Consider the following 18,589-nt stretch of genomic DNA (forward strand, 5'->3'; position numbering starts at 1 on the left):
AACCGCGGGTTATCCGTTACCCGCGGTTACGCTGTAAGAGTTGCCGTAAACGGCGGCCGTCCCGCACTAGGCCAATCGCCATGCCCAGCAGGGTATAGACCGCCCCCAACAACAACAGCATCCCCACATCCGGCAATGCGCTTTGCCACGGCAGCCCCATCTGATTCACCCCGGCAATGGCTTTTGTGGCCCAGGTGGTGGGCAGACAGGATGAAACAAACCGCACCCATACCGGCATCGCCTGTACCGGCCAAATGGTCCCCGAGAGATAAAACACCGGCATGGTAATAAACGAGAGCGTCAGGTAAATCAGCTCAACCCGCCGCAGACACTCAGTTATCAGTTTCCCCAGCCCCAGAACCGCCAGCAGAAACGGAAATGTCAGCAGTAAAATCTCCAGAATTGATGCGGTTTGCCGGTAGCCCAGCACCCAGGGCCAGAGCACGAACAGGACAATAGATAAAAACAGCCAAATCGGCAGTAATGCCGATAATCCCCCCATATAAACCAGCAGCGGGGGCTGGCCCTGGCTGCGTAATACCAGGCGCACCCGTACGCTGGCAATCAGTAACGAATGCTGCAGCAACACCACCAGCAGGCCGGGGAAGACAATGGCTGCAAAGCTTATCCCGGGGTTAAACACATCTTCGGTTCGGGCGGTTATCGGGGCGAGGATCACCTCGGCCTGGCGCAGGCTGAAACCGCTGGCCAGCATCCTTTCCGTTTGGTAGTAGCTGAGCATCTCCTGATAAGCGGCCTGCACATCCTGCTGAATTTGCCCGTTAGGCAGGCGGTTAGTGGCATCACCGTACACCGGAATGGTCACGGGCTTCCCGGCCAGCAGCTTCTTCTCCAGATCCGTGGGCATAATGATCACCGCAAACAGCTTGCGAAACCCCAGATCGTGGATAGCCTCTGGCAAGCTGTCGTAGCCCACAGTGTTTATCTTATCGGTGGCATCAAGGTTGCGGATCAATAAGCGGCTCGCCGGGCTATGATCCTGATCGACCACCGCCACCGGCAGATCCTGCACGGTGCGGTGCCAGTAGACACTGCTCATCAGACACAATGAGATAAGCAGCATCATCCACATCGGCCGCTCCAGCAGCCCGCCCAGCACCTTAATAAAGGTGGCCCAGAAGATCTTCATTGCAGCGTCTCCGGCATCCGCAAGCGCGCCGTCAGGCGGTTACGGATCAGAATCGCCGCCACCAGCGGATAGATCATGAGCAGCGCGCAGACCTCAATGATCGGTTTGCCGGGCACCTGGCGCAGAAAGATCCCAAACATGGCATACAGGGCGTGGGTTAGCGGCTCGAGGTTGGCGAAAATTTGCGCAAACAGCGGCATCGACAGTTCCGGCATCACCGTCCCGGAAAAGGTCAACGCCGCCCCCACCAGAATCCCCACCAGGGTATAGGCGGTGATGGCGCTGCGGGTAAAGGTATATAGCAGCATGCCGATACTCTGGGCGGCAATCACATAGCAGAAGCCCACCGCCAGCATATAGAAAGGGTTCCCCACCATGCGCGCATCGAAGATCCACACCAGCAGCCCCAGCTCCCCCATCAGGAGCGTGGTGTAGATCAGGGTATAGGGGGCCAGTTTGCCCAGCAGGGCCATACTGAATGAGCTGGAATAGAGCAACGGTTTGCTGCGCGCCAGCACGTAGATCATGCAGGTCACCACAAACAGTTGCAGCAGGTGAATAGTGGCGGAGAACTGCTGGTAATAGATATAGCTGCCGCTGGCGTTAAACAGACTGTCGTAAGAGAGCGTAACCTGGGGCAGCGCCGGTAGCGTTTTTCCGGTCATCGCGGTGACATAACTGCGGGCATTGCCGTTCATCTCGGCCATCAGACCAGGGAAATCCTGGGTGGCGTACAGGCCGGCGCCATAAAACAGCGCATTATAAAACAGCACCACCTGAGGCTGGCGCCCCCCCAGGGTGTCCGCTTCAAAATCCCGGGGAATGTACAACATCGCATAGTCCTGAGCGCTGCTCATCCGCTGTTTCGCCTCTGCCAGGCCGCCCACCGGTACCTCAAGCTGGGCATGGGGCCCGGCGTCCAGTTTACGGATAAGCTCCCGGGAAAGCGGGCTGTGGTCGTTATCCACCACCGCTACCGGCAGTTCCAGCAGTGTCCCTTCGGAAAAGTTGCTGCCGATAAGCCCAAACAGGATCAGCGGGAAGCACCAGGTTATCCAGTGGATCTCCGGCTGGCGAAACGCTTTGCGGACTTCACGACGAAACGCGAGGCTAAAACAGCGCCAGCCGCACCTTATTCCTTCCATTGCCATAATGCGCTCATCCCTTGTCGTAACCCTTCCGTTGGCTGTACTGGCCACAGGCGAACCTCAAATGTCTTGAGGTCAAAATCCCCGGTGGCGCGGGTAGCCCGTTTGGTAGCGTAATCCCCCAGCGGGGCGATATAGCGTACTTCGGCGTCGATCTCTTGATTATTCAGGGCCGGAATGCGCAGCCGGATCTTATCGCCCTTACGTACATGGGCGAGGATATCTTCACGCAGGTTAAAGATAAAATAAGCCTGATTCTGGCGTACCAGGGTCAGCAGCGGGCTGGAGGCATTTAGCAGTTCCCCCACTTCCGAAGGGATCGGCCCGACTTCGCCGTCTACCGGGGCAATCACGTTCAGCTCATCGGCCTGGACTTTAATTTCAATCAGATCCTGTTCTGCCTGCTGGAGCTGAGCACCGTAGATCTCGCGCTGTTCGATCCGGTCACCGTGGATGCCTTCATCGAGGTTGGCTCTGGCCGCTTTCACTTTTTCCAGCGCCGAGTCCCGGCTGCTGAGCGAGTCGTCTAACTCCTGGGCCGAGATATAGCCTTTGGCCGCCACGCGTTGATTACGCAGCAGCAGGTCATTGGCATTTTTGTAGCTGGCTTCGGCGTCCGCCAGGGTGGCGCGCAGGTTGCGGATACTCTCTTCACGGGTACCGTTCATGGAAAGTTGATACTGGTATTTTGCCTGGTCCCGGGTGGCCTGGGCGGCGTTCAGTTGGGCTATCAGTTCAGGCGCATCCATCTTCAGCATCAGTTGGCCGGCTTTTACGTCATCCCCGCGTTCAACCAGCCGTTCAGTAATCCGGCCTTTAGCCTTGGAGGTAACAATAACTTCCGGGGCGTCCACCTCACCCTGCAACAATAAATCCTGGTTTCTGGCGCGGAAGAGGATAGCAAGCGCCACCAGTAACACCACGACCAGTAAGGTAAAAAGGGTCTTTTTGTTCATTTAATAATCCTTGCCTGTACGCCCGATCCCGGCGCGCATAATCCTGTATTTCTTATTCTGGCACAGAACCTACATTCTGATGGACTGATGATAAATTATCCCTGGTTTCCGCCGCGTCAGATGAATCCTGGGTGAATTTTTGCCATAAAAAAACCCCGCCGGAGCGGGGTTTTCGGAACGCGGAATATCGCCGATCAGAACGGGATATCGTCGTCAAAGTCCATTGGCGGTTCGCTGGAAGACGGTGCTGCCGGTGCGGATGGCTGCTGCGGGCGCTGCTGTGCGCCGCCGCTGAACTGGCTGCCGCCCTGAGGCTGCTGCTGAGGTTGGCCCCAACCGCCCTGCTGGCCGCCGGTGTTGCCGCCTGCTGGCGCATTACCGCCGCCCTGACGACCGCCCAGCATCTGCATGGTACCGCCGACGTTAACCACGATTTCGGTGGTGTAACGTTCCTGGCCGCTCTGATCCTGCCACTTGCGGGTGCGCAGCTGGCCTTCAATATAGACCTGAGAGCCCTTACGCAGATATTCACCGGCAACTTCAGCCAGTTTGCCAAACAACACCACGCGGTGCCATTCAGTCTGCTCTTTCATTTCGCCGGTCTGCTTATCGCGCCAGGATTCGGAAGTAGCCAGCGTAATGTTGGCAACCGCACCACCATTTGGCATGTAGCGTACTTCCGGGTCCTGCCCCAGATTACCGACCAGAATCACCTTGTTGACGCCTCTGCTGGCCATGCTCGTGTCTCCTGAATACGTTTCTTACAAGTTTAAGCGCGGGATTGTAGCATTTCAAAGCGGGTGTTTGATAGTTTGGATCTGGCTTCAGATAATTTCATTGTCGTGATTTTCAACCGGCGCAGAGGCTGGCGAATAGCCGCACAATTTCCCCCTGCGCCGCCGTTATACTGTATATCCATTCAGGTTAAGTTGTGCCATAATTAGCCGTTTCTGGCTGCCGGTTTATCACGTTTTTACCCTTACTTTCCGTCTGCACGCCCCTGCACATCATCGGCGTCGGGTAAAAACAACCAGGCACAGGCGTTACTACCGGGAAAGGTGAATGGATAAGATAGAAGTTCGGGGCGCCCGCACCCACAATCTCAAAAATATTAACCTGATCATCCCCCGCGACAAGCTGATTGTTGTCACCGGGCTATCGGGTTCTGGCAAATCCTCACTGGCTTTCGACACGCTCTATGCCGAGGGGCAGCGGCGTTACGTTGAATCGCTGTCTGCCTACGCGCGCCAGTTTCTGTCGCTGATGGAAAAACCGGACGTTGACCATATTGAAGGGTTATCGCCGGCTATCTCCATTGAGCAAAAATCGACATCGCACAACCCGCGTTCTACGGTGGGGACCATCACCGAGATTCACGACTATCTGCGCCTGTTGTTCGCCCGGGTGGGTGAGCCACGCTGCCCGGACCACGATATCCCACTGGCGGCGCAAACCGTCAGCCAGATGGTGGACAACGTCCTCGCCCAGCCGGAAGGTAAACGCCTGATGCTGCTGGCGCCTATCATTAAAGAGCGCAAAGGCGAGCACACCAAAACCCTCGAAAATCTGGCCAGCCAGGGGTATATCCGCGCCCGTATCGACGGTGAAGTCTGTGACCTGTCAGACCCGCCAAAGCTGGAGCTGCAGAAAAAACACACCATCGAAGTGGTGGTGGACCGCTTTAAAGTACGCGCCGACCTTGCCCAGCGCCTGGCGGAATCCTTCGAAACGGCCCTGGATCTGTCTGGCGGTACGGTGGTGGTGGCCGATATGGACGACGACAACGCCGAGCCGCTGATCTTCTCGTCCAATTTTGCCTGCCCGATTTGCGGCTACAGCATGCACGAGCTGGAGCCACGGCTGTTCTCGTTCAACAACCCGGCGGGGGCCTGCCCAACCTGTGATGGTTTAGGGGTACAGCAGTATTTTGATCCCGAGCGGGTGATCCAGAATGGTGAGCTGTCGCTGGCAGGCGGCGCGATCCGCGGCTGGGATCGGCGCAACTTTTACTATTTCCAGATGCTGCGCTCCCTGGCGGATCACTATGATTTTGATGTCGAAGCCCCCTGGGACTCTCTGCCCGCGAACATCCAGAGCGTGGTGCTGAACGGGTCCGGTAAGCAGACCATCGAATTTAAATATATCAACGATCGCGGCGATACCTCGGTGCGCCATCATCCCTTTGAAGGGGTGCTGAACAATATGGAGCGCCGCTACAAAGAGACCGAGTCCGCCGCGGTGCGCGAAGAGCTGGCTAAATTTATCAGTAGCCGCCCCTGCGCCAGCTGCCACGGCACCCGCCTGCGCCGGGAAGCCCGCCACGTATTTGTGGAAAATACCGCCCTGCCGACCATTTCAGAGATGAGCATCGGCCACGCCATGGACTTCTTCAATAATCTGAAGCTCTCCGGCCAGCGGGCAAAAATCGCCGAGAAGGTCCTGAAAGAGATTGGCGATCGGCTGAAATTCCTCGTCAACGTGGGCCTCAATTACCTGACCCTCTCCCGCTCCGCGGAAACCCTGTCCGGTGGGGAAGCCCAGCGTATCCGCCTGGCCAGCCAGATTGGCGCGGGCCTGGTGGGGGTGATGTACGTACTGGATGAGCCGTCAATTGGCCTGCACCAGCGGGATAACGAACGGCTGCTGGAAACCCTGATCCACCTGCGTAACCTGGGTAATACCGTTATCGTGGTAGAACACGACGAAGACGCCATCCGCGCCGCTGACCATATTATTGATATTGGCCCCGGCGCCGGGGTCCACGGCGGTAACGTGGTCGCCGAAGGGACCCTTGATGCCATTATGGCGGTACCGGAGTCCCTCACCGGCCAGTTTATGAGCGGCCAGCGCAGTATTGCGGTGCCGAAAAAACGCGTACCGGCGGATCCGGAAAAAGTGCTCAAGCTGTCCGGTGCCCGGGGTAACAACCTGAAAGATGTCACCCTGACCCTGCCAGTGGGCCTGTTTACCTGTATTACCGGGGTGTCCGGCTCCGGGAAGTCGACCCTGATTAACGACACGCTGTTCCCGATTGCCCAGCGCCAGTTAAACGGGGCAGCCATTGCCGAACCCGCCCCGTACCGGGAGGTCCAGGGGCTGGAGCATTTCGATAAAGTTATCGACATCGACCAGAGCCCCATTGGCCGCACACCGCGTTCTAACCCGGCCACCTACACCGGGGTCTTTACGCCGGTACGTGAATTGTTTGCCGGGGTACCGGAATCCCGCACCCGTGGCTATACCCCAGGGCGCTTTAGTTTCAACGTGCGCGGCGGCCGCTGTGAAGCCTGCCAGGGTGACGGGGTGCTAAAAGTAGAAATGCACTTCCTGCCGGATATTTACGTCCCTTGCGATCAGTGTAAAGGGCAGCGTTATAACCGCGAAACCCTGGAAATTAAGTACAAAGGCAAGAATATCCATGAAGTGCTGGATATGACAATCGAAGACGCGCGGGAGTTCTTTGATGCGGTACCGGCGCTGGCCCGTAAGCTGCAAACCCTGATTGATGTAGGCCTGTCCTATATTCGTCTTGGCCAGGCGGCCACCACCTTGTCCGGCGGGGAGGCACAGCGGGTAAAACTGGCCCGTGAGCTGTCCAAGCGCGGCACCGGCCAGACCCTGTACATTCTCGATGAGCCGACAACCGGGCTGCATTTTGCCGATATTCAGCAACTGCTGGAGGTGCTGCACCAGCTACGCGACCAGGGCAACACCATCGTGGTAATTGAGCACAATCTCGATGTGATTAAAACCGCAGACTGGATTGTCGACCTCGGCCCGGAAGGGGGCAGCGGCGGCGGCGAGATCCTGGTGGCCGGTACCCCAGAGACCGTGGCGGAATGCGCAGCGTCTTATACTGCGCACTTCCTGAAACCGCTGCTCAGTAAGTAACGGACCCAAGCCCCCTTCACCGGGGGCTTTTTTATGATGCGCCGTTGAGCGCCCGGCGTTTATCCGCGGGCACCAGCGCCAGGGCCTGTTGCCAGGAGGCATTGACCAGCGCATAGATCCGCGAGTCCAGCAACGAACCATCCAGATACAGCGTGCTCCAGCAGGATTTATTCAGATACGCGCTGGGGAAAACGTCCGCGTGGTTCTGGCGCAAAAGCTCCGCCAGTTCGGTGCTGGTTTTTAGCGATACCGCCGGCCGGTCATCGACACTGTGCACCATGGCAAATAACACATCGGCCACTTTGATTTGGGTGGCTTTCCAGTCACTGTGCACGCTCTGCTGTGCGCCGGGTTTTGCCATGCAGTACTGGAGTAACTCTGAGTTGGTCATTATTGGTCCCCCCTGAAGCGTCACGACGATCCGTCACAGAGCGTCGCGCTACCGTGTTCCCCCAGCCTGATGCCTGTCTTCACCCTTCATTGCGCACCGGCAACACCAGAGAAACCCCTCGCTGCGCTGACAGACAATGGTCATCAGCGCGGTCGTCTTCATGCGGGTATCTGCTCTGGCCTCTACCGCAACGGCGCCTGCATTAATACGACCCCGTTAAGTGTGCAGTATCCTGGCAAAAGGTAAACCCCTCAGCGCGCTTTGCTGAAAAAATAACCACCGCCGCCAGATCAGTATTCCGAGTTAACAATCACCTCTTCACCCAGTGCCCCGGCTTTGGGGAGCGGGCGGTCCGTAGAGTTAGACGCCCGTAATACGCGGATCCCGCGGATACCCGACTCCTGGGCGGCCATAATATCAGTGTCTGAATCACCGTAAAAAACACGGATCCCTTCGCGTTTCAGCCATCCGGTTTTGCTGTTCAGTTCATCGTCGCTGCCGACAAATATCACCGGGTGCATATTGGATTGCGGGATCAGAAAATCATCTTCTAATAGCCGGGAGAGGGTTTCCGTTTTGGTGGCGTTACGCGCGGTAATAAAGTAGATCTGATCGCCCCGCTTAACATGCATAGTGATCAGCGCCCGGGCCACTTCTTTAGGGATACTAAAGGCATCCCAGCTGTTATTCATTTTTTCCCAGAACTGATTATCCTTCAGATAATCCCGGGAGCCGGGGGATAACTCTTTACGCCCGCGCCAGAAACCAGGGCTGGAGAACAACACGGTATCGTCGATATCAAACCCCACCGCCATCGGCGGGCGGTTCAGCAGGCTGTTTTCAATTTGCGCAACCGAGACCCAATGCACCGGCGCCCGTTCGGCCAGCTGGGCACTGGTCACCCCATTACCCGGGGTATCCTCCGGTGGCGCAGACATGGCGGCCATTACCGGCGCAGATAACCCAAATGCCAGGCACAACGCGGCACAGGCGGAAGTAAACTTACGCATTATTTTCCTTATGGTTATTTGCTTATCGTTTATGACGATTAAAAGAGAGCAAAATGATTTATTCGCCGACTAAGGATACCAGTTTACGCCGGGGGTTTTTAGGGATAAGAGACACAAAAACGATGAACTGAAGGGAATGCTCCGCGTGACACGGAGCATTTAATGATAGCGAGTGCTTACATTACTGCGGCAATAGCGCGGGCAACATAATCAACGTTGTGGCGGTTCACCCCGGCAAGGCACATGCGGCCGCTGGCAATTAAATAGACACCAAACTCTTCCCGCAGGCGATCCACCTGAGCCGCCGAGAGGCCGGTATAGCTGAACATCCCGCGCTGGCGCTGCAGATAGTCAAAATCCCGCCCCGGCATCTGAGTTTTCAGGGTCTCCACCAGCACATGGCGCATCTCAATGATGCGCTGGCGCATGCTTTCCACCTCAGCCAGCCAGACGGCGCGCAGTTGAGGGTCATTCAGCACCAGAGAGACCACCTGAGCGCCATAGTTTGGCGGGCTGGAATAAATACGGCGCACGGTTGCTTTCAGCTGGCCCAGCACCCGGGCGGCGGTTTCGCTGTTCTCACAGATGACCGACAGGCCGCCCACACGCTCGCCATACAGCGAGAATATCTTAGAGAATGAATTACTTATCAGGGCAGGCAGGCCCGCCGAGGCCACCGCGCGCAGCGCATAGGCATCTTCTTCCATACCGGCGCCGAACCCCTGGTAGGCAATATCCAGGAATGGCAGCAGCTCCCGGGCTTTCAGTACCTCAATCACCTGGTCCCACTGGGCGCGGGTCAGATCAGCCCCTGTCGGGTTATGGCAGCAAGGGTGCAGCAGGACAATATCCCCGGCAGGCAGGGTGTTCAGGTGCGCCAGCAGGCCGTCAATATCGACCCCTTTACTGTCGTTATCAAACCAGGGGTAAGTGCCCACTTCGAAGCCAGCCCCGGCAAATATAGCGATATGGTTTTCCCATGTCGGGTTACTCACCCATACTTTGGCCGCCGGGAAGTAATGCTTCAGAAAATCCGCCCCGACTTTGAGCGCGCCAGAGCCGCCCAGAGTCTGGATGGTGGCTACCCGGCCATCGCGCAGTACCGGATGGTCAGCGCCAAACAGCAGCGGCGCCACGGCCTGACGGTAGCTGTTCAGCCCTTCCATTGGCAGGTAGAGCGATGCACCGTGAGGCTGGCTATTCAGGCGCTTTTCCGCCTCTGCCACTGCCTGTAATTGTGGAATAATCCCTTCCCCGTTGTAATACAGCCCAATACTCAGGTTCACTTTGCCGTCGCGGGGGTCCTCTTTGAAGGTTTCCATCAGGGAGAGGATCGGATCGCCTGCATAGGCGTCAACTTTCTGAAACACGCGCGTTTCTCCAGGGTTACAGTAGAACAAAGCACACAATAAACCGGATGCCGGAGAAGGTCGAGGGGGGATGTTAAAGAAGGGTTATAAATCCAGCGCAGCCCCCGGTTGGCAGGGGCTGTGCTGGCGGGATCAGTCGATATAGCTCATGGCCACCCGGGAGGTTAAACGGGTAATAAGTTCGTAAGCACTTACTTTTGTAATTTCGGCAATCCGCTCAACCGGCAGCCCTTCCCCCCACATCACGGCCAGATCGCCCACCTGGTCCGCGGCATCGGGGCCGAGATCAACACAAATCATGTCCATCGCCACCCGCCCGGCAATCGGCACTTCCCGGCCATTAACCAGCACCGGCGTGCCGGACGGCGCCGCCCGCGGGTAACCATCACCGTAACCGATGGCAATCACCCCGAGGCGAGTATCGCGCTCACTCACCCAGGTGCCGCCGTAACCCACCGGCTCACCGGCTTTATGTTCGCGCACCGCAATCAGGCTGGAGGTTAACGACATCACCGGCTGGAGGCCAAAATCCGGCCCCCAGGGGCGCTGTTCCAGGGGGGAAACGCCATACAGAATAATCCCCGGGCGCACCCAGTCATAGTGGGACTGCGGCCACAGCAGGATCCCGCCGGAGGCGGCAATCGAGCGCAGGCCCGGTTTGCCTTGGGTAAACTGATTGAAGATGGCCAGCTGCTTTTCGGTGGCCCCGCATTCCGGCTCATCGGCCCGGGCAAAGTGGCTGACCACATTCACCGGCTGGCAGACATTTTTACAACGGGTCAGACGGGTATAGAACGCGTCGGCCTCTTCCGGGCGTACCCCCAGGCGGTGCATCCCGGTGTCCAGCTTCATCCAGACATTTACCGGCGCCGCCAGATCGGCCTGCTCCAGCGCTGCCAGTTGCTCTTCACTGTGTACCGCAATATGCAGCTGTTGCAGCGAAATAACCGGCAGGTCGCTGGCGTTAAAGAAGCCTTCCAGCAGCAGTACCGGTTGGGTAATGCCACCGGCACGCAGGCGCAGCGCCTCTTCCAGCCGGGCAACGCCGAAGGCATCGGCATCGGGTAATGTGCGGGCGGCCTCGAGCAGACCGTGGCCATAAGCGTTTGCTTTCACAATGGCAACCAGCTTACTGGTGGGGGCCAGTTCGCGCAGGCGTTGCAGGTTGTGGCGCAGAGCGCGGCGGTTAATAACAACGGTTGCCGCTTGCATTTCTATTCCTTTTTGGGTCTGACGTTAGTGTCACGGCCTCCCGGGGGCTACGGCAGGCAGCGGCCCGGGAAACCAAAAATTTACGCGGTTATTCGTCGTCGTATTGCGGGCCCGCGTAGTTATCGAACCGGGACCACTGGCCGTTAAATGTCAGGCGCACCGTGCCGATTGGGCCGTTACGCTGTTTACCAATGATGATTTCCGCGATGCCTTTCAGATCGCTGTTTTCGTGGTACACCTCATCACGGTAGATAAACATAATCAGGTCAGCATCCTGTTCGATAGAACCTGATTCACGCAGATCGGAGTTCACCGGGCGTTTGTCGGCGCGCTGCTCCAGGGAGCGGTTCAGCTGGGAGAGCGCCACCACCGGCACCTGGAGCTCTTTGGCCAGCGCTTTCAGGGAGCGGGAGATTTCGGCGATTTCCAGGGTACGGTTATCGGAGAGTGACGGCACCCGCATCAGTTGCAGGTAGTCGATCATTATCAGGCTCAGGCCGCCGTGCTCGCGGAATACCCGGCGGGCGCGGGAGCGCACTTCCGTAGGGGTCAGGCCGGAAGAGTCATCAATATACATATTGTTCTTCTCCAGCAGGATCCCCATAGTGCCGGAGATCCGCGCCCAGTCTTCATCGTCCAGCTGGCCGGTACGGATGCGGGTCTGATCAACCCGGGAGAGCGACGCCAGCATACGCATCATGATCTGCTCCGAGGGCATTTCGAGGCTGAAAATCAGCACCGGTTTATCCTGGAGCATGGCGGCGTTTTCACACAGGTTCATGGCGAAGGTGGTTTTCCCCATTGAAGGGCGCGCCGCCACGATAATCAGGTCCGAGCCCTGTAAACCGGCGGTCTTCTTATTCAAATCCTGATAGCCGGTGTCCACCCCGGTAACCCCATCATGGGGCTGCTGGTAGAGCGTTTCGATACGGGCAACAGTGGCATCGAGGATTTTATCAATGCTCTGGGGGCCTTCATCCTTACTGGCGCGGTTCTCCGCAATCTGGAATACCCGGGATTCCGCCAGATCCAGTAAGTCTTCACTGGTGCGGCCCTGGGGGTCAAAACCGGCGTCGGCAATTTCATTGGCGACGGCTATCATCTCGCGCACCACGGCGCGCTCGCGGACAATATCCGCATAAGCGTTGATGTTCGCCGCGCTGGGGGTATTTTTAGATAACTCAGCCAGGTAGGCAAAGCCGCCGACGATTTCCAGCTGCCCCTGGCGCTCCAGGGATTCCGACAGGGTGATCAAATCAATGGGCTTGCCCAGTTCCTGAAGGCGGTGCATCTCGGTAAAAATATGCCGGTGGGGACGGGTATAGAAATCTTCCGCCACCACCCGTTCGGCGACGTCATCCCAGCGTTCGTTATCCAGCATCAACCCGCCCAGCACCGACTGCTCCGCTTCCAGTGAATGGGGGGGCATTTTCAGGGCGGCAATCTGCGGATCGCGCTCGCCAGCATCAGTCTGAGGTTTATTAAAGGGTTTCTTTGCGGCCATAACGTACGGGATACCAGGATTAAAACAGACGGGGATTATACACGCTATGATAAGACCAGCGAGATTAATACATCGTAGCTTACGACCACTTTTTCCTCAGGTCACGCCGCCCGCGGCAATATTTTCCCTGCCGATAACCTAATGAACTGTTAGGCTTATAAATTATCCAGAGCACACCACAGGAGCGGTTATGGCAACCAGAATCGTGTTTTCACAGCCAGGTGGGCCCGACGTTCTGCACGCTGTTACATTTACCCCGGCAGACCCGCAGGCCCATGAAGTCCAGGTGGCGAACAAAGCCATCGGCATCAATTACATTGATACTTATGTCCGCAGCGGCCTTTATCCGCCGCCTTCACTCCCCAGCGGCCTGGGCAGCGAAGCCGCCGGTGTGGTTATCAAGGTCGGCAGTGCGGTCAGCCATATTAAAGAAGGGGATCGAGTGGTGTATGCCCAGGCGCCGCTCGGGGCCTATAGTGACGTGCACAATGTGGCCGCCGACAAGGTCGTCATCCTGCCCAATGCTATCTCCTTCGAACAGGGTGCCGCCACCTTCCTCAAGGGGCTGACAGTGTTCTATCTGCTGCGCAAAACCTATGAAATCAAGCCCAATGAGCAATTTCTGTTTCATGCCGCCGCCGGCGGCGTTGGGCTGATTGCCTGCCAGTGGGCCAAAGCGCTGGGGGCGAAGCTTATCGGCACTGTGGGGTCCGCCGCCAAGGCGGAGAAAGCCCTTGCCGCCGGCGCATGGCGCACCATTAACTATCAGGAAGAGAACATTGTTGAGCGTGTTCTGGCGCTGACTAACGGCGCTAAAGTGCCGGTGGTGTATGACTCGGTGGGGAAAGACACCTGGGAAGCGTCGCTGAGTTGCTTGCAGCGCCGGGGGCTAATGGTGAGCTTTGGTAATGCGTCCGGGCCGGTGACCGGGGTCAACCTGGGGATCCTGAACCAGAAGGGCTCGCTATATGTCACCCGCCCGTCGCTAAGCGGGTATATCACCACCCGCGCCGAGCTGGAAGAAGCCAGCTGCGAGCTGTTTTCATTGATTGCCAGTGGGGTGATTAAGCCGGAGATCCCGGAAAACCAGAAGTTTGCCCTCGCCGATGCCGCGAACGCGCACCGGCTGCTGGAAAGCCGGGCCACCAGAGGATCAAGCCTGCTGCTGCCGTGACCGGTATTAAAGAATACGCCAGAAATACAAAAGATTAGGGCTTCCCGAAGGAAGCCCGTTCTTTTTATAGTTCGCGCTGTCTTGTAGGGTACAGCTGCGATGAATTCGTTCTCAACCCGGGCATAGTGGCAGATTTCCCGGACATTTCCTAATAACACCAATAGAAAAGTTATTAGGTTGTGATCAACCCCTCAGACCCTAGTAAAATCTGCGGCGATGTCGACCATACTCTGGCTTCTTCGGCCCCTGGATGGCGCGGATAATCCATACCGCGGCCACCGCCAGTAACAGCCAGGGCAGTAGCTTAAACATCAATGCTAGCAGGCCACCGGCAAACATCAGCGCGGTTGCCACCAACAGGGCGGCAATAATCCCCAGCAGGGAAACCCCGGTGATCAGCAGCATCACAAAAAATCCCACCACAAACAGCAGCTCAAACATTGTCACCTCTCCTTTCTGAATCGCGCTGACTACCGGAGTCCTTACAAGAAACGTGCCAATATTATTGCATTGATTTAATAGCAAAATGCCCCGGCGCGCAGGCCAGGGCATCGTCAAATTCACTAAATAGCGGTCAGAAATTAACGCTTATCGGCAACCAGCGCCAGGGCCTGCTCCAGCACCTGGATGTCCGCCCCCGCTTTGTGGGCGTTTTCACTCAGGTAGCGCCGCCACTGCCGGGCCCCGGGGATCCCCTGGAACAGCCCCAGCATATGGCGCGTAATATGGCCAAGGTAACAGCCCCGGCTCAGTTCGCGCTCAATATACGGATACATGGCCCGCACTACCGCCACCGGGTCAGGATCGACACCGCCGGTGGCGAAAATTTCACGATCTACCGCCGCCAGGATACCCGGGTTCTGGTAAGCCTCGCGCCCCACCATCACGCCATCCATATGGGCCAGGTGGGCTTTGGCCTCTTCCAGAGATTTAATCCCGCCGTTGATAGACATCGTCAGGCCGGGGAAATCGCGTTTAAGCTGATAAACCCGCGGGTAATCCAGCGGTGGGATTTCACGGTTCTCTTTCGGGCTTAACCCCGATAGCCAGGCTTTACGGGCGTGAATAATAAACGTATCGCAGCCGCCCTGCTCCGCCACCGTACCAACAAAGTCACACAGGAACGGGTAGCTGTCCTGATCATCAATACCGATGCGGGTTTTCACCGTTACCGGAATCAACACCGCGTCGCGCATCGCTTTTACACAGTCCGCCACCAGCGCGGCTTCGCCCATCAGACAGGCCCCAAAACGGCCGTTTTGTACCCGGTCAGACGGGCAGCCCACGTTGAGGTTGACCTCATCATAACCCCGGGCCTCCGCCAGTTTGGCACACTGGGCCAGGGCCTGAGGATCACTGCCCCCCAGTTGTAACGCGAGCGGGTGCTCCTCCTCACTGTAGGCCAGATAGTCACCCTTACCGTGGATGATGGCACCGGTGGTCACCATTTCGGTGTACAGCAAGGTATGGCGGGACAGCAGGCGCAGGAAGTAGCGACAGTGGCGATCGGTCCAGTCGAGCATCGGCGCGATGGAAAAACGTGAAGGGCTGTATCCCGGCGTTTTTCCTCTGTTAACGCTGTTCTGGTGTGGGTTGTGCGATTCTTTATTTTCGTGCATTTTTTGTCTTTATGTCGTATTTTTTCTTTATCAGCACCCCCAACAGCACCCCAGATTCATGGGGTGCTGAACGAAGGTAAAGGAAAAGCATGGCCTACTATAGCATAGAAAAACGTCAACGCGCCGATGGGACTTTACGCTACCGCTGCACCGTGGGCGTAAAAGAAGGTGGGAAATATATCTACCGGGAAAACCGAACATTCAGCAAACAGGCCCATGCCAAAACGTGGGGTGCTGGTAGGGTTGCTGAACTGGAAACAAATGGGGTGCCGACCACCAACGACTTAAACAAAATGGTTGTTGGCGATCTGCTCAAACGCTATATCAACGATCCCAACCTCGGCGGCAAAGCCGGGCGCACAAAACGTTATGTACTGGATATGTTGCTGGACTGCAACATCGCCGAAACCCCTCTGACAGACCTTTCAACCAGCCACGTTATCGAGCATTGCCGCCACAGAAACGGCGCTGGTGCCGGTCCTTCTACTATTAACCACGATGTAAGTTACCTTTCTTCCGTTCTGGCGTCCGCCAAACCCGTCTACGGTATCGACTACACGACCAATCCCGCAACAGATGCAAGACCTCTACTGCTCCAGATGGGGCTGATTGGCAAATCCAAACGCCGCAGCCGCCGCCCTGTGAGCGACGAACTGGATAGACTGCTCGCAGGGCTTGAGGCCAGAAGCGATCACGTCGCAGCAAAAATCCCCTTCGTTGATATTCTTAACTTCTCAATCCTCAGTTGTATGCGAGTTGGCGAAGTGTGCAAAATCCGCTGGGAAGATGTAGACGAAAAACAAAAGGCCGTGCTGGTCAGAGACAGAAAAGACCCGCGCAAAAAATCCGGTAACCATATGCTGGTACCACTTCTCGGCGATGCCTGGAACATAGTGCAACGTCAGCCCAAAATCAGCGAGTTAATTTTCCCTTATAACTCTCGTTCTGTAACTGCGGGTTTTCAACGTGTCAGGAACGCCCTGGGCATTGAAGACTTGCGCTACCACGATATGCGCCGGGAGGGGGCCAGCAGGCTTTTTGAGGCGGGTTTTAGTATAGAAGAAGTGGCCCAGGTTACAGGCCATCGGTCTCTTAATGTACTCTGGCAGGTTTATACTGAACTGTTTCCGAAATCCCTGCATGAAAAGTACGACGCGCTGCACGCTAAAAAGAAGTAGCTTTATACCACGCCTGCCAGCGATACTTATCCTGCCGCAGCTGGCGCAGACATTCAGCAGTTTCTATATCAGCCTGCAGATCTTCATCGCTGTCTGTTCCAGCTTTGCTCGCTCCCTTGCACGGCTCCTGCATCAAATCCGCTGATGGAGTTGGCCGCATCGAGGGCGCGCTGACGCAACTGCACAGCGTGATCGTCAAAATCGCACTTAGTATGATTCGGGTCGTTAACATATTTCACCACATCGCGATAAATGGTCCGGTAAATCACTTTGCCTTCTGCGCTGGACGCTGCCGCTTTCTGTTCGCCGGTTGCTACAGCCTTCTCAGCCTTTTTACTCTTCTCCTGATATTCGCTGTTTATCTTGTCACTGTGCGCGTACCAGCCTTTCAAGTAACCCGCGTAATACGCACCGACGAGCAACGCCAGCAGAACGGCCAGCGCTAACAATTTTGTTTTAAGGGTCACTGGTCTATCCCCCAGCACGTCAGCGCGCTTTCCTGGTCACGACGGGATACCTGCCCGTAGCAGTTATTGGAACGGATCCGGCAATCGCGTCCACCGTCTTTTATCCACCACCTGATTGCTTCACATGCCCCCTTCCGATCGCCGGCATTGATTCGCTTATAGAACGTGGATGGGAAACACTTGCCGGGGCCGATATTGTACGGGCAGAACGACGCAATACCTGCTTTCTGCGGTTCAGTCAGCGGCACTTTGATATTGTGCTCTACCCAGGCTAGCGCTTTATCGCGTTCGATAGCGTTTACCTGGTCACATTTTGCCTGCGTCAGCTTCATACCCTTCACTACAGGCTTACCATCAACCATCGTGGCACCACGGCAAATCGTCCAAATTCCTCCAGCGTCACGGTATGCGGAGAGACTGTTGCCCTCTTTCTCATTCAGGAACTGATCGAGAATAACCGATGCTGGCGCACCGGCGAGTACCAGTCCCAGAACAGCAGCGCTAAGCTTAGTCCTGTTGCTGGTCATAGAGTTGAGCCTCTTTGCGACGGTCTTCTTTGATTTTGAAATAGAGATTGGTCAGGTAGGTAACCAGCCCCAGAAATATACTCGCCAGCACACCGATAGCAGCCCACTGGCTTGGGCTGACTTTATCGAGTAATTGCAGTAACCAGAAGACGCCACTGCCCCCGGACGTAATATAGGAAGCACCTGCCGCCAGACCTGAATGGTTGTTCATCCTCATACCTTACCCCCCGTAGGGAACACTATTAAGTGCTCCGAGGGTAAGGTGGTGATGTGGTCGGAATCCTGACTATTGGAGGTATTGACCCGAGAGCCAACATAATGAATTCATTTAGGGTGTATTTAACCCTTTAATTTTTTTATGGCTTAGCAAGCCGAACAGGCCCCATATTTTATTAAAGGCGCGTGTTACTTTTTTATCCAGAAGCTTTATGTACAGCGCTGCAATAGTAAACGATATTAACATCGAAATAACTATCGTCACCTCATAGTTAACAAAAGTCTTCGTAACCGGATATTCAACCCACCACTTCCTTTCAAACATAGCGTGAGACCAAAATCCGATATCGGCATGTATTAAATACAGTGGGTATGTCATCGCCCCAAGAAACTTAACAACATTATAAAACTTACCGACTTCAGATACGTTAGATGCACACCAGGTTAACGTAACAAGAGAGATACATGCGAGCAGAAGAGATGCATCAGAAACTGAATACCCAAAACTTCCATTTACATATGAATTAAAACCCAACATTCTATTATATATGAGGATCACACTAAGAACCATCAAGACGAAATCAAAAGGAGATGGCTTATTTTTCATTATGTCATATATTACTATCCCTGCAATGAAATGACCGGCATGTTCAGTTATAAATAGCGCATCAACAAAGCTAGGGAAGGTGCGAACAAGTTCCTGATATGAGATCATCATATTCATCCGGAGCGCATCCCAGAGGGACATCATGAGCCATCAACTCACCTTCGCCGAT

At 56.0% G+C, this 18,589-nt stretch carries 18 protein-coding genes; 3 read left to right on the forward strand and 15 right to left on the reverse strand.

All coding sequences use genetic code 11. The annotated features are described in order from the left end of the window. Positions 1-16 precede the first annotated feature (16 nt). From F9C28_RS12795 to ssb1, 4 genes are all read right to left on the reverse strand, one after another. A complete protein-coding gene (locus F9C28_RS12795; RefSeq protein ID WP_199015751.1) occupies positions 17-1,150 on the reverse strand; it encodes an ABC transporter permease in 1,134 nt (377 codons plus the stop codon). After that, positions 1,147-2,301, reverse strand: a complete 1,155-nt coding sequence (locus F9C28_RS12800; RefSeq protein WP_199015752.1) for an ABC transporter permease — start codon at positions 2,299-2,301, stop codon at positions 1,147-1,149. The genes F9C28_RS12795 and F9C28_RS12800 overlap by 4 nt, the downstream gene beginning before the upstream one ends. Next, on the reverse strand, positions 2,283-3,254 hold the full coding sequence (locus tag F9C28_RS12805) for an HlyD family secretion protein (protein ID WP_199015753.1): 972 nt from the start codon (positions 3,252-3,254) through the stop codon (positions 2,283-2,285). Before F9C28_RS12805 ends, F9C28_RS12800 begins: the two co-directional genes overlap by 19 nt. 194 nt (positions 3,255-3,448) lie before the next feature. Further along, entirely contained in the window at positions 3,449-3,991 is a 543-nt protein-coding gene (gene ssb1, locus F9C28_RS12810) for a single-stranded DNA-binding protein SSB1 (RefSeq protein WP_199015754.1), read from the reverse strand. A 325-nt stretch (positions 3,992-4,316) separates the two neighbouring features. Here ssb1 and uvrA point away from each other — a divergent pair, with 325 nt between their 5' ends. Further along, positions 4,317-7,145, forward strand: a complete 2,829-nt coding sequence (gene uvrA / locus F9C28_RS12815; protein ID WP_199015755.1) for an excinuclease ABC subunit UvrA — start codon at positions 4,317-4,319, stop codon at positions 7,143-7,145. 31 nt (positions 7,146-7,176) lie between these two features. On the opposite strand, the gene F9C28_RS12820 is transcribed toward uvrA, so the two are convergent. From F9C28_RS12820 to dnaB, 5 genes are all read right to left on the reverse strand, one after another. After that, positions 7,177-7,536: an MmcQ/YjbR family DNA-binding protein gene (locus F9C28_RS12820; protein ID WP_199015756.1), complete on the reverse strand. Its 360-nt coding sequence runs from the start codon at positions 7,534-7,536 to the stop codon at positions 7,177-7,179. A 290-nt stretch (positions 7,537-7,826) separates the two neighbouring features. After that, entirely contained in the window at positions 7,827-8,546 is a 720-nt protein-coding gene (gene aphA, locus F9C28_RS12825; protein WP_199015757.1) for an acid phosphatase AphA, read from the reverse strand. 176 nt (positions 8,547-8,722) lie between these two features. After that, the gene (locus F9C28_RS12830; RefSeq protein WP_199015758.1) at positions 8,723-9,916 is read right to left on the reverse strand and encodes an amino acid aminotransferase; all 1,194 of its coding nucleotides are present in this window, start codon (positions 9,914-9,916) and stop codon (positions 8,723-8,725) included. 132 nt (positions 9,917-10,048) lie between these two features. Beyond that, a complete protein-coding gene (gene alr, locus F9C28_RS12835; RefSeq protein WP_199015759.1) occupies positions 10,049-11,128 on the reverse strand; it encodes an alanine racemase in 1,080 nt (359 codons plus the stop codon). Positions 11,129-11,216: 88 nt separating this feature from the next. Continuing rightward, complete coding sequence (gene dnaB, locus F9C28_RS12840; RefSeq protein WP_199015760.1) at positions 11,217-12,632, reverse strand: replicative DNA helicase; 1,416 nt, start codon at positions 12,630-12,632, stop codon at positions 11,217-11,219. 190 nt (positions 12,633-12,822) lie between these two features. Between dnaB and F9C28_RS12845 the strand changes: the two genes are divergently transcribed. After that, positions 12,823-13,806, forward strand: a complete 984-nt coding sequence (locus F9C28_RS12845) for a quinone oxidoreductase (RefSeq protein WP_199015761.1) — start codon at positions 12,823-12,825, stop codon at positions 13,804-13,806. Between the two features lie 198 nt (positions 13,807-14,004). On the opposite strand, the gene pspG is transcribed toward F9C28_RS12845, so the two are convergent. After that, positions 14,005-14,247, reverse strand: coding sequence for an envelope stress response protein PspG (gene pspG, locus F9C28_RS12850; RefSeq protein ID WP_199015762.1), 243 nt, complete (start codon positions 14,245-14,247; stop codon positions 14,005-14,007). Positions 14,248-14,387: 140 nt separating this feature from the next. Then, entirely contained in the window at positions 14,388-15,425 is a 1,038-nt protein-coding gene (gene dusA / locus F9C28_RS12855) for a tRNA dihydrouridine(20/20a) synthase DusA (RefSeq protein WP_199015763.1), read from the reverse strand. 89 nt (positions 15,426-15,514) lie between these two features. Here dusA and F9C28_RS12860 point away from each other — a divergent pair, with 89 nt between their 5' ends. Then, entirely contained in the window at positions 15,515-16,603 is a 1,089-nt protein-coding gene (locus tag F9C28_RS12860; protein ID WP_001619049.1) for a tyrosine-type recombinase/integrase, read from the forward strand. Positions 16,604-16,686: 83 nt separating this feature from the next. Here F9C28_RS12860 and F9C28_RS12865 read toward each other — a convergent pair whose 3' ends face one another. The 4 genes from F9C28_RS12865 to F9C28_RS12880 form a co-directional block, all read right to left on the reverse strand. Beyond that, on the reverse strand, positions 16,687-17,070 hold the full coding sequence (locus F9C28_RS12865; protein ID WP_001619048.1) for a hypothetical protein: 384 nt from the start codon (positions 17,068-17,070) through the stop codon (positions 16,687-16,689). Next, positions 17,067-17,597: a lysozyme gene (locus tag F9C28_RS12870; RefSeq protein WP_001619047.1), complete on the reverse strand. Its 531-nt coding sequence runs from the start codon at positions 17,595-17,597 to the stop codon at positions 17,067-17,069. Before F9C28_RS12870 ends, F9C28_RS12865 begins: the two co-directional genes overlap by 4 nt. Further along, the gene (locus tag F9C28_RS12875) at positions 17,578-17,808 is read right to left on the reverse strand and encodes a class II holin family protein (protein WP_001619046.1); all 231 of its coding nucleotides are present in this window, start codon (positions 17,806-17,808) and stop codon (positions 17,578-17,580) included. Before F9C28_RS12875 ends, F9C28_RS12870 begins: the two co-directional genes overlap by 20 nt. 117 nt (positions 17,809-17,925) lie before the next feature. Then, on the reverse strand, positions 17,926-18,564 hold the full coding sequence (locus F9C28_RS12880) for a hypothetical protein (RefSeq protein WP_233149059.1): 639 nt from the start codon (positions 18,562-18,564) through the stop codon (positions 17,926-17,928). Positions 18,565-18,589: the final 25 nt, after the last annotated feature.

The sequence above is a fragment of the Shimwellia pseudoproteus genome, assembly GCF_016415625.1.
GTDB classification, from domain to species: domain Bacteria; phylum Pseudomonadota; class Gammaproteobacteria; order Enterobacterales; family Enterobacteriaceae; genus Shimwellia; species Shimwellia pseudoproteus.